The sequence below is a fragment of the Janthinobacterium sp. FT14W genome (assembly GCF_009208755.1).
Taxonomy (GTDB): domain Bacteria; phylum Pseudomonadota; class Gammaproteobacteria; order Burkholderiales; family Burkholderiaceae_D; genus Janthinobacterium; species Janthinobacterium violaceinigrum.
The window spans coordinates 23,490-36,869 of record NZ_WFLL01000052.1 but is presented as its reverse complement, the minus strand read 5'-3'; the positions used below and the strand labels follow the sequence as shown (position 1 = coordinate 36,869).

Annotated in this window: 12 protein-coding genes; 4 read left to right on the top strand and 8 right to left on the bottom strand. The window is 67.5% G+C overall.

All coding sequences use genetic code 11. The features are described from left to right. The 4 genes from GCN74_RS24700 to GCN74_RS28920 all read right to left on the bottom strand — a co-directional run. A partial coding sequence (locus GCN74_RS24700) for an FUSC family protein (RefSeq protein WP_226939203.1) occupies positions 1–1,972 on the bottom strand: 1,972 nt, incomplete at its 3' end. 10 nt (positions 1,973–1,982) lie between these two features. Then, positions 1,983–2,489, bottom strand: coding sequence for a MarR family winged helix-turn-helix transcriptional regulator (locus tag GCN74_RS24695; protein WP_152259113.1), 507 nt, complete (start codon positions 2,487–2,489; stop codon positions 1,983–1,985). Between the two features lie 64 nt (positions 2,490–2,553). Then, complete coding sequence (locus GCN74_RS24690; protein ID WP_152259112.1) at positions 2,554–3,966, bottom strand: efflux transporter outer membrane subunit; 1,413 nt, start codon at positions 3,964–3,966, stop codon at positions 2,554–2,556. 136 nt (positions 3,967–4,102) lie between these two features. Continuing rightward, complete coding sequence (locus GCN74_RS28920; RefSeq protein WP_193317241.1) at positions 4,103–4,420, bottom strand: DUF4148 domain-containing protein; 318 nt, start codon at positions 4,418–4,420, stop codon at positions 4,103–4,105. Positions 4,421–4,706: 286 nt separating this feature from the next. Here GCN74_RS28920 and GCN74_RS24680 point away from each other — a divergent pair, with 286 nt between their 5' ends. From GCN74_RS24680 to GCN74_RS24670, 3 genes are all read left to right on the top strand, one after another. Further along, entirely contained in the window at positions 4,707–5,066 is a 360-nt protein-coding gene (locus GCN74_RS24680) for a hypothetical protein (protein WP_193317240.1), read from the top strand. Between the two features lie 66 nt (positions 5,067–5,132). After that, positions 5,133–5,450, top strand: a complete 318-nt coding sequence (locus GCN74_RS24675; RefSeq protein ID WP_152259110.1) for a hypothetical protein — start codon at positions 5,133–5,135, stop codon at positions 5,448–5,450. Between the two features lie 142 nt (positions 5,451–5,592). After that, entirely contained in the window at positions 5,593–6,069 is a 477-nt protein-coding gene (locus GCN74_RS24670) for a DUF2244 domain-containing protein (protein ID WP_152259109.1), read from the top strand. An 8-nt stretch (positions 6,070–6,077) separates the two neighbouring features. On the opposite strand, the gene mgrA is transcribed toward GCN74_RS24670, so the two are convergent. After that, positions 6,078–7,118, bottom strand: coding sequence for an L-glyceraldehyde 3-phosphate reductase (mgrA, locus tag GCN74_RS24665; RefSeq protein ID WP_152259108.1), 1,041 nt, complete (start codon positions 7,116–7,118; stop codon positions 6,078–6,080). Positions 7,119–7,239: 121 nt separating this feature from the next. Here mgrA and GCN74_RS24660 point away from each other — a divergent pair, with 121 nt between their 5' ends. Then, a complete protein-coding gene (locus GCN74_RS24660; RefSeq protein ID WP_152259107.1) occupies positions 7,240–8,835 on the top strand; it encodes a CYTH and CHAD domain-containing protein in 1,596 nt (531 codons plus the stop codon). A 49-nt stretch (positions 8,836–8,884) separates the two neighbouring features. Here GCN74_RS24660 and GCN74_RS24655 read toward each other — a convergent pair whose 3' ends face one another. The 3 genes from GCN74_RS24655 to GCN74_RS24645 form a co-directional block, all read right to left on the bottom strand. Next, entirely contained in the window at positions 8,885–9,751 is an 867-nt protein-coding gene (locus tag GCN74_RS24655; protein ID WP_152259106.1) for a Kdo hydroxylase family protein, read from the bottom strand. 78 nt (positions 9,752–9,829) lie between these two features. After that, positions 9,830–10,201 (bottom strand): lysozyme inhibitor LprI family protein, encoded by a 372-nt coding sequence (locus GCN74_RS24650; protein WP_152259105.1) that lies wholly within the window; start codon positions 10,199–10,201, stop codon positions 9,830–9,832. 139 nt (positions 10,202–10,340) lie between these two features. Beyond that, the gene (locus tag GCN74_RS24645) at positions 10,341–13,313 is read right to left on the bottom strand and encodes a sensor histidine kinase (RefSeq protein WP_152259104.1); all 2,973 of its coding nucleotides are present in this window, start codon (positions 13,311–13,313) and stop codon (positions 10,341–10,343) included. Between the last annotated feature and the right edge of the window lie 67 nt (positions 13,314–13,380).

The following is a 13,380-nucleotide window of genomic DNA, read 5'->3' as shown; positions in this document are numbered from 1 at the left end:
CCACCCGCCTCAGGCCCCAGAGCATGAAAGACAAACTCGGCGCAGGCGCCGCGGAACTTGACCTGCCACAACCGCGCGCAGCGCTGGGGCGGGCGCTGGCGACCAGTTCGCGCAGCCCGATCACGGAATGGCCGATCTCCAGCAGGGTGAGGGCCTGGCGCACGACGGCGCGCGTGGCTTCGCCCGGCGCCGGTCCGGCCGCCGCGTTGAGCTGGCTGAGCAGGTCGCGCACGCGGTTGTCGAAGCGGTGCTTGACCCTGCGCACGGGCGCCGTGCATGCGTGCAGCGCTTCGCGCCACAGGGCCGGGCCCACATGGTCCCTGTGGCCCATCGTGTGCTCGGGCAGCAGCACGGCAAATACGAGGGCGGCCAGCATCAGGCCGACGATCAGCGCCATGCCCGTGTTGAGAAAAGCCGCGCCGTCGACATGCATCAGGTTGGTCGGCGCCATCTGCGTGATGAAGGTCGACACGCCCAGGCCCACGCCCAGCTTGGCGGGATTGGTCATCAGGTACAGGCCGACGGCCAGGAAGGGCGCAAAACTGAGCACCAGCATGGGAAAGCCGTCGCCGTGCACCAGCACGAAATACACGCAGACCAGCGACAGGGGCATGGCGACGAGGAAGCCCGTCAGCACCTGGCGGACCATCATGATGGGACGGGGCGAGGACGAGGCCAGCGCGCAGAACACGGCCGCCATCAGCATGGCCGTGCCGGCGTAGGGCCAGGCCAGGAAGTACGCGCCCAGGGCCAGCAGGGCCAGGCTGATGCCGGCGCGCGCGCCGCTGGCCAGCACCAGCGCGGGCGGCGTCTTCGGCGCGTAGGCCTGCGGCGTGCTGATGTCCAGCGGGGTGTCGTGGGCGAGGCTGAAATACACTTCGTGAAAGCGGCTCATGTCGCGCGCGAAGCGTTCCAGCAGCTCGCACACGGTATCGAAATCGATGCGCTGCGCATGCGCGATGGCGGCGCCGCCGATCTCCGCGCGGGCCTGCGCCAGCGCCGTTTGCAGATGCTGCTGCATGGTGTCGAGCGAGTCCTGCGACGGCGTCGTCTGCAGCGCTTCGGCAACGATGGCGTACAGGGGCGCGCACGCCTGCATGACCTGCGTCTCGCCATCGCGCTGCAAGCGGTCGAACAGGCGGTGGAAGGTATAGAAGGTGGTCAGTGCCGTCATGAAGGTGGCATTGAAGGCGTGCAGCTTGCGGTTCTGCGCGCGCACGTGGCCCACCTTGCTGGTGACTTCAAACAGGGCGGCCGAGCGGCCCAGCTCCAGCGCCGCCACGTCGGCGGCGAACTGCAGGTGCGTCAGTTCCACCTGCGCCGGCGTGAGCTTTTGCTGCAGCACGTCCTGGCAGAAGGCGAGGAACTTGCCGTAGCGGGCTTGCACCGTGCGCATCACCTGTGTGCCCTGGTGGCGCGGCAGCAGCACGCTGGAGACGGCCGCCGAGCAGATGATGCCCAGGCCCACTTCGGCCACGCGCGTGACGGCCAGCGAAAACACCTGCGTCGGCTGCTCGATGGCGGGCAGCACGATCATGCAGGCCGTATAGCCGGCCAGCACGTACACATAGGACTGGGCGTTGCGGTGCAGGGCCGAGCCGCTCGTGCACAGGCCCACCCACAGGGCCAGGCCGGCGAACAGCAGCACGGGCTGCTGCGGGAACAGGCCGATCAGGGTCAGCGCGGCCGTGCATCCCAGCAGGGTGCCGCACAGGCGGTAAAAGCTTTTTTCCAGCACCATGCCGCTGCTGGGCAGGGCCAGGATGATGGTGGTGGTCATCGCCGTGCTGGGCGAATCGAGTCCCAGGCGGTAGGCCAGCCACAGGGCGCAGAACGAGGCGATGAGGGTCTTGCCGACGTAGATCCAGCGTTCGCCTTCCGTCGTGCGCCAGTCCTGCAGCGCCAGCGCCAGCCAGCGGGCCGCCCGGGTCAGGGGGCCGTGTAGTGATTTTGGTGCTGTGGCTGGCGTCATCGATAGGCTATCAGTTCTGGTTGTTGAGATTGTTCAGGTTGCGCAGCTGGCGCACGTACAGCTTGTCCAGCACTTGCAGCTCTTCTTCCGTAAAGCCTTCGTACAGGGCCGAGGTTTCCTGGTACACGTCGGGCAGCGCCGTTTCGATCAGCGCGCGGCCCTTGTCGGTCAGCGAAATCATCACGGAGCGGCGGTCGCCGGGGCGCGTGCCGCGGTGGATCAGGCCCCGCGTTTCCAGGTCGTTGCACACGCGCGTCAGGTTGGCGGGCTTTTCGTGGCAGGCCATGCCCAGGGTGCAGGCGTTCGAGGTTTCGTCGTCCGTGCCGTACAGCACGGCCAGCACCATGTAGCTGGCATCGACCAGGTCGTGCTTTTTCAGCGCGGCATTGGTCAGGTCCTTCATGCCTTTTTGAATGTGGTACGTCATGCGCAACAGGCGCATCAGTTCCATGGGGAAGCCTGGCATGCGCGTGCGGATGTTTTGCAGCCGCTTGGAGGTGGCGTCAAAAGCGGTCATGTCATATTCCTTCATGTGTCAATAAAGTTCCGATTGTATCTTGTTGAGCTAGGGCAACGCGAGCCTAGATGCCGCCTCCCAATGCATTCATCAAGGAAACGTACAGATCGAGTTCGCGTGCCCCATTCTGCGCCTGCTGTTGCTGTTCCGCCAGCAGCGCCACTTGCGTGTTGAGCATGTTGATGGCGTCGCTCATGCCCGCCTTGTAGGCTTTTTCCGCCAGGTCGCGCGCGCGCTGCGCCGTGGCCAGCGCCTGCACGGTCAGCTGGTGCTGCTTTTCCAGCGACTGGGCCTTGGTGACGGCGTTGGCCACCTCGGACATGGCATTGATGACGGTGGCGTTGTACTGCTCCACGGCGCCGTCGTAGAGGGCCGTCTGGCTGCCCAGCTGGGCGCGCAGGCGGGCGCCGGCAAAGATGGGCAGGCTCAGCGCGGGCGAGGCGCCGCGGATTTCCGAGTTGGCGTCCAGGAAATGGCTGAAGCCGAAGGCCTGGAAGCCCGCAAAGGCCACCAGGTTGACGTTCGGGTAGAACTCGGCCTTGGCCGCATCGATGCGCTGCGCCGCCGCTTCCACGCGCCAGCGCTGGGCGGCGATGTCGGGACGGCGGCCGATCAGGTCGGCCGGCAGGGCGGCGGGAATGGCCAGCGGCTGGTCCAGGCGCAGCACGGGGCGCGTGAGCGCCGCGCCCGCTGCCGGACCCTTGCCCGACAGGGCCGCCAGCTGGTTGCGCAGCAGGGCCAGCGACTCGGCCGACTGTTCCAGCTGGCGCCGGCCCGCGGGCAGGGTGGTTTCGATCTGCGCCACGTCGATATCGGTGCCGATGCCGGCCGCCTTGCGCTGGCGCGTGATGTCGAGGATGCGGGCGCGCTGCGCCAGGCTGCCCTCGATCACGTCCTGCAGCTGGAATTCGTACGACAGCTGGATGTAGGTGCGCACCAGCGCCGTTTCCAGCGCCAGGCGGGCCATCTGCGATTCGGCCGAGGCCATCTGCACGTCGCCCAGGGCGGCGGACAGGGCGGCGCGGTTGCGGCCCCACAGGTCCAGGTCGTACGAGGCCGTGACGGTGGCCTGGTTGCGCCACGCGTAATTGCCGGCCAGGGGCGCCGGCGTGCTGCCGTGCTGCGAATACAGTTCGCGGTTGATGGAGACGGCTGCGTCGGCCTGCGGGCGGGTTTTGTCCTCGGCCGCGCCGGCCAGCGCCTCGGCCTGGCGCACGCGCGCCTGGGCCCCGCGCAGGGTGGGGCTGTCGGCCAGCGCCTGCTCCATCAAGCGGTTCAATTGGGGGTCGTGCAGGTCTTGCCACCATTGCGTGCGCGGCCATTGGATGGCGGCGCTGGCGGCGGCATCCATGGCCTTGCTCGCTTGCAGCGCATTGGCGTCGAGCATGGCCGATTGCGGCGCGATATGGCCCATGTCGGCGCAAGCGCTCAAGGCAAGGATCAGGCTGGCAGCAAGCAAACGGCGGTGCAGGGACATGCAGGGACTCCGGGGAAAGAGGTGTTGGGGGTGCTGCTGGAACATCACAGCTCGCCGCGGTGAGCGTCGGGAGTGGCCCGAGTGCTGCGCCGCAACTGAGGTGTTACTGCCTTACTGAAACCGGCTGACTGGTTTCTTATTGCACGACGTGCTTGGTCGTTTGCGCGACATCAAAGTCCGCTTCCGTTTGCGGGATCAGGCCAGCCTTGCGGGCGGCGTAGAACTCGGCCATGACTTGTTCGCGCGTCACGTTGCTGGCGGCGGTGGCCGGCGTTTTCGGGTAGTCGGCCTCGCTGGTGGCGATTTCGCCGGCGTTGCGGGCACGGATGTATTCGGCCGTGACTTGCTCGCGCGTCAATTGCTGGCCCGTGGTGGCAGGCGCGGCGCTCTGGGCGAAAGCCGACGTGGCGGTAGTGATGGCAAACAATGCTGCGATGAGTGATTTGGCTTGCATGATAAGACTCCAATATGTGCATGATGGCTGGGTGGATGGGCCGGCTCGCCACGTACCGGTCGGTTCGGCGGCCTGGCGCTGATGGGCGCCGGGCCGCCGATGAAGCAGTTTCTGGATGAGAAGATGCTTACTTGAATTAACTATAGCAATGAATAGTACATTTGTGAAGTAATATTTGAAAATATTTGTGCGATGCCGCATTTCGCCCGGGGAAAATGCCGTGCAGGCGTGCGCCGCCGGCCAGGCTGCGGGAGTAAACTGGTTTTTTTATTAACGGGAGTCAACCATGAGCAGCGGTTCACTCGATCCGGATCATTTGCCCGTCACTTCCGACCGCGTGCTCTGCCGCGGCCATGGCAAGGGGGCGTTCGGCCCCGGCGACAGTTCCGACAGCGGTAGCGACTTGCAGGGCGTGCCGGGCCAGGATGCGGAAAAGCTCGATAACGACAGCGATGCGGCGGGCACCGGTGACCGGGCCGGCGTGGAGTCCCGCAACACGGCGCCCGATGGCGGCGATATCGATGTGGAAAGCCTGGTGCCCGTGCCGCCTGCTGACGATGGAGATGGCAGGCCGCAGGTGCCGGCGGCGCGCCCTGATCGGGGCTGCCGGCCACGAATTGCTGCCTCTCCTGCGCCATCAGCGTAAAATGCGGACAAGGGGGCGTGCGCGCCGCCATGGCCAGCCGGCCGGCACAGGATAGGATGTCACAGGATGCAAATGCAGATGTCGGAAGAGAAAGAAAAAGACTTGATGTCGATGTACCGCGAGACGCGGCCGCGCGAGTTTTTTGGCGAAAAAGGTAACACCAATCACCTGGCCTGGAGTGTGCTGGTGGTGTTGCTGGCGCTGGCGTTCTGGCTGGCCGTGGCCCTGACGGCGGCGGAAAACCAGCGTCATGCGCTGGAAACGAAGGCGTGCCAGGATCGCGTGTTTCCCGCGGAAATCGACATGTCGTGCCTGAAGCAGGTGAAGTCGCGCGATCACTGGTGGCAGCACCTGGGTCACGCACTCGTGCACCTGGGTAGCTGAGGCTGCCAGCGGGCCGTGCGCCTTCGGGCGGCCATGACGGCCGTCGCGGGGCGCGGCGGCATGGCTGGCCGCGCCGGACGGCAGGACGGGGCTGCCTTGGGGGTGTGCCCGTGAGGGCTGATGCGATGTTGCGGGAGGCGCCATGCCACGCGATAGTTCGCGCGAACAGCCGCAATGGCGGTTCACGCGCCACAGTGCCTTGACGGCGCGCCAGCTGTTGCGCGCCTATGGCGTGCTATGCCTGTTTTCCACGGCCATCGCCGCCGCCTTTGCGCTGCGCGGCTTCTGGTACATTCCCGTCTTTTCCTTCGCAGAACTGGGCCTGGTGGCCATCGCCCTGCTGCATTACCTGCGCCACGCGCGCGACTATGAAGACATCGCCCTGCGCGACGGCGAGCTGATCATCGAACTGGTCAGCGCCGGCCGCTGCCGGCGCCACCACTTTGCTCCGTGGCGCACGCGCGTCGTGGTGCCGCGCTGGCGGGGCCAGTTGATACACATCAATGATATCGGCGCAAGCGGCGCGCAGGTGGACGTGGGCGCATTCGCCACGCCCGAACGGCGCCGGCAGGTGGCGCAGGAACTGCTGGCCCTGCTGCCACCGCCGCTGTCGCCGTAGCGAGCGCCTTACACGGCCCGCGACGGGCCAGCCCACAGATTGATATCGCCTTCGCGCGCCTGCACGTCGATGGCGGCCAGTTCCTCGGCCGTGAACGTCAGCTGCTGCAATGCGGCCACGTTTTCGCGGATTTGCGCGCTGCTGCTGGCGCCGATCAGGGTCGAGGTGACGCGCGCATCGCGCAGCACCCAGGCCAGCGCCATCTGCGCCAGGGTCTGGCCCCGCTGCGCGGCGATCTGGTTCAGGGCGCGCACGCGGGCCAGGTTTTCCGCGCTCAGGTGTTTTTGCAGCAGCGAACCGCCGCCGGGACGGTTGACACGGGCATCCTGCGGCACGCCGTCCAGGTATTTATCGCTGAGCAAGCCCTGCGCCAGCGCTGTAAACGTGATGCAGCCCATGCCTTCTTGCTGCAGGGTATCGAGCAAGCCGTCTTCCTCGATCCAGCGGTTGAGCATGTTGTAGGCCGGCTGGTGGATCAGGCACGGCACTTTCCAATCCTTCAGCAGGGCAGCCGCCTCGGCCGTCTTTTGCGGCGAATACGAGGACAGGCCCACATACAGCGCCTTGCCTTGCTGCACGGCGGTCGCCAGCGCGCCCATGGTTTCTTCCAGCGGCGTGTCGGCGTCGTAGCGGTGCGAGTAAAAGATGTCGACGTAATCGAGGCCCAGGCGCTGCAAGCTCTGGTCCAGGCTGGCCAGCACGTATTTGCGCGAACCGCCGCCCTGGCCGTACGGGCCCGGCCACATGTCCCAGCCTGCCTTGGTGGAAATGATCAGTTCATCGCGGTAGGGCAGGAAATCGTCGCGCAGCAGCTTGCCGAAATTGCTTTCCGCGCTGCCATAGGGCGGGCCGTAGTTATTTGCCAGGTCGAAATGCGTGATGCCCAGGTCGAAGGCCGTGCGCAGCATGTCGCGCTGCGAGGCCAGATTGTTGCTGTCGCCAAAGTTGTGCCACAGTCCCAGGGACAGCAGCGGCAGTTTCAGCCCGCTGCGCCCGCACGTGCGGTATTGCATGGTGTCGTAGCGGTTCTCGGCGGCGTGGTAGGTCATGGCATCTCCTGGTTGAATGAATCGCTTATTTTCGCGCAAAATCAAGGTCTGCGCGCGTGCTCCTTGCGCGCGACGGGACGCGCCTTACAATAAGCGTTGAGAAGTCTCGCAAGGAGCGGTCATGGAAATCGAATTGAAATTGCTGCTGGAGCCGCAAGACGCGCCGCGCCTGCGCGCACACCCCCTGCTGGCGCAGTATGCGCAAGCGGCGCCGCAGGTGCTGCAGATGCACGATATATATGTCGATACGCCCGATTTGCAGCTGTGCCGCCACCAGGCGGGCTTGCGCGTGCGCCAGGTGGAAGGGCGCTGGGTGCAGACGCTGAAGGCGGGCGGCAATGTCAGCGGCGGCTTGCACAGCCGTCACGAATGGGAAGGCGACGTCGCGGGGCCGCAGGCGGACCTCGACGCGCTCGACGCGGCCATCGGGCGCAAGCAGCCGATCCGCGCGCTGCTGCGCCAGGACGCCGTCCGCGCCGCCTTGCACCCCGTGTTTACCACGCGCATCGAACGCACCGTATGGCAGCTGCGCACGCCGCAGGGCGACCAGGTCGAATGCGTGCTGGACCAGGGTGTGATCGAGTGCGGCGCACCCGGCGCGAATGGCACGCACGGCGCTGCGCGCAGCGTGGTCGTCAGCGAGATCGAACTGGAATTGAAGGAGGGGCAGGCGTCCAGCCTGTTCGACGTGGCGCTGGCCCTGCTGCAGGACGTGCCGCTGCACCTGGGCCACCTGAGCAAGGCGGAACGGGGCTACCGCCTGGCCCTGGCTGCATCGCAAACGTTGCCGCCGCGGCAAGCCGTCAAGGCGCAGCCCCTGGCGCTGGACGCGGCGATGTCGGTGGAGCAGGTGTTCCTGGCCATCGCCGGCAATTGCCTGGAACAGGTGGGCGGCAACCAGGATGGCGTGGCGGCGGGCGAGGATGTGGAAAGCGTGCACCAGATGCGCGTGGGCCTGCGCCGCCTGCGCTCGGCGCTGGGCATGTTCAAGTCCTTGCTGGCGCTGCCGGACGCCTTGAAGAACGAACTCGACTGGCTGGGTGGCGCGCTGGGCGAGGCGCGCGACTGGGATGTGCTTGCAGGCAGTACGCTGGCCAGGCTCGATGGCGGGGCGCAAGCGGATGCGGCAGCGCTGGCGCAGGCGGCGCACGAGCAGGCGCGGGTCAAGCATGCCCAGGCAGCCCAGGCCGTCACTTCGGCGCGCTACACGGCGTGCATGCTGGGCTTGCAGCGCTGGCTGCAGGCGCGCGCCTGGCGCGACAGCTGCTCGATGCGCCAGCTGCGGCGCCTGGACGCGCACGTCTCCCCGTTTGCCCATTCCACCTTGCGCCAGGACCAGCGCCGCCTGATGAAGCGCGGCAAGCGCCTGCTGCATGCCACGCCGCAGCAGCGCCACCAGGTGCGCATCGCGGCCAAGAAGACGCGTTACGCGACGGAATTCTTTGCCTCGCTGTTTGCCGCGCGCGCCGTGAAGCCGTATGTGGGACGCTTGTCTGACTTGCAGGATGAACTGGGCTGGCTCAACGATGTGCAAGTGGCGGACCGGCTGCTGCAGCAATTGCCGGATGCCCAGGCCGATCTGGCGGGCCAGGATGGATTGCGGCTGCACGCGACCTTCATCCGCGGCTACCTGGCGGCGCACGCGCAGTCGCAGGGTGCCGATGGCCGCATGCACAAGGCCTGGCGGCGCTTCAAGGCGGCCCGCTTGCCGGCCTGAGCCCGGTTTGCCCAAGCCTGGCTTGGCCGTGACGTAGTGCCTGGCCAGGCTAGGCCAGCCGGCGTTTCAACTGGCGCTCGAGGATGGCCAGCGGCGACTTGCCGGGGGCGGCCATGGCGCGCACGGGCAGCAGCCAGGTTTGTTCCAGCGCATGCTGTCCCCGCAGGGCCGCGTGCGAGACGGCGTCGCTGAACACGATCCACGTCTGGCCCGGCGCGAATGCATGGGTGTGCTGTTCCACCTGTGCCTGGTAATCCAGGTCGGCCTTCATGGCGTCGTGCAGTTGCAGCATGTAGTGGTCGTAGGGCGTGCGCCGCGATTTGGTCACGTGCAGCCATTGCAGCAGGGCCGCCAGCACGGGCCGCGGACGCTTTGCCACGGGCAGAAAACGCTGCGCCACCTGCTCGAATGGCGCGCCCAGTTTCCACACGCGGGGCGCGCCGCGCGGATGGATGTTGGTGAACACGCGCAGGATGCGCCGGCCCTGCGTGGGCGAGGAGGGGAAGCTGTCGACATGCAGGCGCGTATCGTCCTTGCGCCAGGATGTCGCCCGGCCGGCGATTTCCACGGGCCGAAAGCTGCCCTTGCCTTGCTGCAGATGGGGAGCGTAGCCAGGCAGCAAGCCGGCCAGCAAGTGCGCCGTTTGCCGCGCATAGCGCTGCATCAGCGCGGCCAGCAAGGCTCCGTCGTAGGCCGTTCCTTGGCCGCGCACGCCGCGCGCCGGTTCCCAGCTGATGTTCTTGGCGCTGCCTGCCGCGCCGTTCAGCAGGGCGTGTTCTTCCTGTTGCAGGGAAAAGCCCAGGCGGGGCAGCAGCACGACTTGCCCGTCTTCGAGTGCCTGCAGCGCCGCCGCCTGCAGCGCGGCGCTGCCGCTGGCGTTCCACTGGCTCAGGGGAATGTCGATGAGTTTGCTCATGGCGCTGTGGAGAAGACATCGGAGCGCTCAGTATGGCCGCTTGCCGCCCGCCGCCGTTTGCGCTGGCGCAGGCTCAGCTCACAGTTTGCTGTTCTGGCAGCCGGCGCTCACGCATTCGCGCACGCGGTCCTGCAGGAATTGGGCGCGTTCGATGGTGGTGCGGGTGGCGCAATCGAGGTTCACATAAAAGCCCGACGATTCGCGTTTCGAGCAATTCTGGTTGCGGCTGGCTATCCACGCCAGCTGGCCCGATTTCAGCTTTTGCTTGCCGCCGGCATCGAGCTGGGCAGCGAGTTTCTTGTAGTTGGCGTTCAACTCCCTGTCCGCTTCCTGGTACACCTTGTTGAGGCAATACAGGCCGTCGAAATCGTTGCGGGGCGTGTCGCAGGCCGAGTTGGCGAAGGCGGAGGCGGAGGCGCAGAGCAGCAAGGCGAGCATGCATTTTTTCATTTTTTTCTTTCTGAAGGTAGATGAACAGAACGGTCCGGCGCAGGCCGGCGGGCAGGAAGAATCAGCTTTCTCCGCGCTTGTACATCTTACAACACCCATTTGGCGTCCCGCGTCCCGCTTGCCAGCATGCGCCGTTGTCCTAGTAGGCCAGCTTGCCCGGCAGCCTGACTTCGATCGTCGTGCCCTTGCCCGGTTCGCTGGCGATGCGCAGGCTGGCGCCGATGGCGGTCGCGCGTTCGCGCATGCCCGGCAAGCCCCAGTGGCCGGGCCGCTGGCCCGTGCTTGCCAGCGCTTCGTCGAAGCCGCGTCCGTTGTCGCGCACGCGCAGGGTGAACGCTTGCGGCGCATAGTCCAGTTCCAGTTCGATCAGTCCCGCCTCGGCATAGCGCGAGGCGTTGAACAGCGCTTCGCGGGCGATCGCATAGATTTCATCATGCACGCGCGGCTGAAGGCGCCGGCAGTCGCCGCTGACGGTGGCCTGGAAGGCGTGCGCGCGGTGCTCGGACAAGCCCTTGCCGAACTGCTGCAGGGCCAGTCCCAGTTCATCGGGCGAAGCCACCGTGCGCAAGTCGAGGATCTGGTCGCGCCCTTCGACCAGCAGCTGCTCGGCCAGGTTCAAGGTGCCGTCCAGGCGCGCGCGTTCGCGCGTGCCCTTCGGCAGCATGCCCGTGTGTGCATGAAACGACAGGATCAGCGCCTGCACGCTTTGCAGCAGCGTGTCGTGCAGCGAGCGGGCGATGCGCGAGCGCTCGGCCAGGCGTTCCTGCAGGCGTTCGTGCATGCGCCGCGTCAGGTGGCGGATGCGCAGCACGTAGGCCGCATACAGCAGCAGCGCGCCGCCCAGCGCCAGCAGTGCCGTGAACCATGGGGTCTGCATGAACGTGGGCGGGATATGGATGTCGAGCGCCGCGCCCGCGCGGTTCCAGACCTGGTCTTCGTTGGCGGCCATCACCTCGAAGCGGTAGTCGCCCGGCGCCAGGTTGGTGTAATACGCTTCGCGCCGGCCGGCCGCCTCCTGCCAGTGCTCGTCGACGCCGGCCAGGCGGTAGCGCAGGCGCACGCGCTCGGGCATCGACAGGCTCAGCGCCGTGAAGTCGAGCTGCAGGCGCTTGCTGCCCTGGGGCAGGCGCAGCGGCTGGCCTGCCACGATGGGGTGCGGCGCGCCGTCGGCCAGCACGGCCGTGATCTGCACGGGCGGCGGCAGCGCATTGCGGGCGATGTGCGCCGGGTCGAGCATGGCGATGGTGGCCGAGGTGGCGAACCATAACTGGCCGTCAGGCGCGCGGATCAGCGACGGCACGGGCCGCAGCTGGGAGGCGTGGCCCTGCAAGCCGTCGAGCGCATCGAAGCGTTCATAGTCGACCGGCGCCGCGCCGCCGCTTTTCAGCCAGGCGGCGATGGCTGCCGCGTCGAGATGGTAGATGCCATCGGCGCCGTGCAGCCACAGGTCGCCGCCGGGCAGGCGCACGATGCCCGAGACGCCGCGGAAGGTTTCGCCGCGCGCGCCGCGCAGGGCGATAAACCGGCCCGCGCGCCAGACGGCCACGCCGCCTTCGCCGCCGGCCCACATCAGGTCCGCGTCGCGGTACAGCTGCAATATTGTGCCCAGCTGCAAGCCCTCGTCCGTGCCCAGCTGCCGCACGGCGCCGCTGCGCTGCCCGTCTGCCACCAGGCTGATGCGGTTGTTGGCGTGCCCCAGCCACAGCGTGTTCTCGCCATCGATGGACATTGCCGTGGTCAGTACGTCGGGCAGGCCCGCCAGGCCGCCATCGCGCGTCCAGCTGCCGTGCGCCAGGCGAAACAGGCCGCCGCCCGAGAACGAGGCCCACAGGGCGCCGCCCCGTTCCTGCTGCAGCGCCTGCGGATCGAGTCCCAGCACGCCCGCTGGCGGCGCCACCCGCGTCATGCTGCCGTCGGGTGCGCGCCGGTGCAGGCCCTGGTCGTTGCCCAGCCACAAGGTGCCATCGGGCGCCCAGTGGCTGGCCGCCATCTGGCCGCGCAGCTCCACCTGTTTCACGCCGCTGGCGCTGAAGCTGCGCACGTCGCCCGCGTAGTCGCCGATCCACACATCGCCGTCGGGCCCGGCCAGCATGCCGGGATGGTCGAACGGCTGCGCCACCGGCAAGGTTTTCAGGCGGTTGCGGCGCAGGCGGTCCAGCCCGGTCGAGGTGCCGATCCACAGGTTGCCTTCGCGGTCCTGGAAGGTAATTTGCGGCAGCGGGCCGCTGATGCCGTTCTGCCGCGTCAGGCGCTGGGCGGGCAGGCTGGGGCCGGACGGCTGCAGCTTGCGTTCCACGCCATCGGCCGTCAGCAGCCACATGGTGCCGTCGCGGTCGAAGCGCATGCCGTTGCCCCGGGCGTCCGGCGCGATAGCCGCGTTGCTGATGGGAGCGCTGGTGCGCACGCGGTAGTAATTGCTCAGGCTATCGACAGCCCAGATGGCACCGTCGGGCGCTTCGGCCATGCTGGTGAGCATGGTGCGCGGCCACGCGTGGGAAAAGCGCGCCTGGCCCGGCTTCCTGAAATACACGCCGTACATGGTGCCCATCCATTGCGTGCCGTCGCGGCCGAACAGGATCTGGTAGACGCGCTTGTCGGGCAAGCCCACGTTGGCGGCCTGCGTCTCGAAGCGCTGCGCGCCCGGTGCCAGGCGGGCAGCGCCATCGCGCGTGCCGACCCAGATGGCGCCGTCAGGTGCCGCTTCGATGTGGAACACGGCCCCCGTGGGCAAGCCGTCGGCCGGCGCATAGGTGCGCGCGCCGTCGGGGCGGAACACGCTGACGCCGCCCAGGCGGTAGCCGACCCAGATGGCGCCGTCGGCCGTCGCCGCCAGGCCCAGCACATTGCTGGACGGCAAGCGATGGCCGTAGACCGTGTCGGTGCGCTCGAAACGCACGCCGTCGTAGCGGTACAGGCCCGTCGCCGTGGCGATCCACAGCCAGCCATCCTTGCCCTGGGCGAATTTGAGCACGTCGACGGGCGCGCCTTGCAGGGCGCCCCAGGCGTTGTGCGTGTAGTCGGACAACAGCGGCGCCACGGGCGCCGGCGTGGCTGCGGACGCATGCAGGTGGAATGCCGCCAGGAGTGCGGCGAGCAGGGGGCGAGCGGACATCGGGGAGGGGCGAGGTGAAGGAGCGCTGATTGTAGCGCAGCAGGACGGGGCCCTGCGGACAAAAAAA

Coding starts and splice junctions, on each gene's coding strand:
- GCN74_RS24695 (WP_152259113.1), bottom strand. CDS start 2,489: ATGACCGCTTTTGACGCCACCTCCAAGCGGCTGCAAAACATCCGCACG.
- GCN74_RS24690 (WP_152259112.1), bottom strand. CDS start 3,966: ATGTCCCTGCACCGCCGTTTGCTTGCTGCCAGCCTGATCCTTGCCTTG.
- GCN74_RS28920 (WP_193317241.1), bottom strand. CDS start 4,420: ATGCAAGCCAAATCACTCATCGCAGCATTGTTTGCCATCACTACCGCC.
- GCN74_RS24680 (WP_193317240.1), top strand. CDS start 4,707: ATGAGCAGCGGTTCACTCGATCCGGATCATTTGCCCGTCACTTCCGAC.
- GCN74_RS24675 (WP_152259110.1), top strand. CDS start 5,133: ATGCAAATGCAGATGTCGGAAGAGAAAGAAAAAGACTTGATGTCGATG.
- GCN74_RS24670 (WP_152259109.1), top strand. CDS start 5,593: ATGCCACGCGATAGTTCGCGCGAACAGCCGCAATGGCGGTTCACGCGC.
- mgrA (WP_152259108.1), bottom strand. CDS start 7,118: ATGACCTACCACGCCGCCGAGAACCGCTACGACACCATGCAATACCGC.
- GCN74_RS24660 (WP_152259107.1), top strand. CDS start 7,240: ATGGAAATCGAATTGAAATTGCTGCTGGAGCCGCAAGACGCGCCGCGC.
- GCN74_RS24655 (WP_152259106.1), bottom strand. CDS start 9,751: ATGAGCAAACTCATCGACATTCCCCTGAGCCAGTGGAACGCCAGCGGC.
- GCN74_RS24650 (WP_152259105.1), bottom strand. CDS start 10,201: ATGAAAAAATGCATGCTCGCCTTGCTGCTCTGCGCCTCCGCCTCCGCC.
- GCN74_RS24645 (WP_152259104.1), bottom strand. CDS start 13,313: ATGTCCGCTCGCCCCCTGCTCGCCGCACTCCTGGCGGCATTCCACCTG.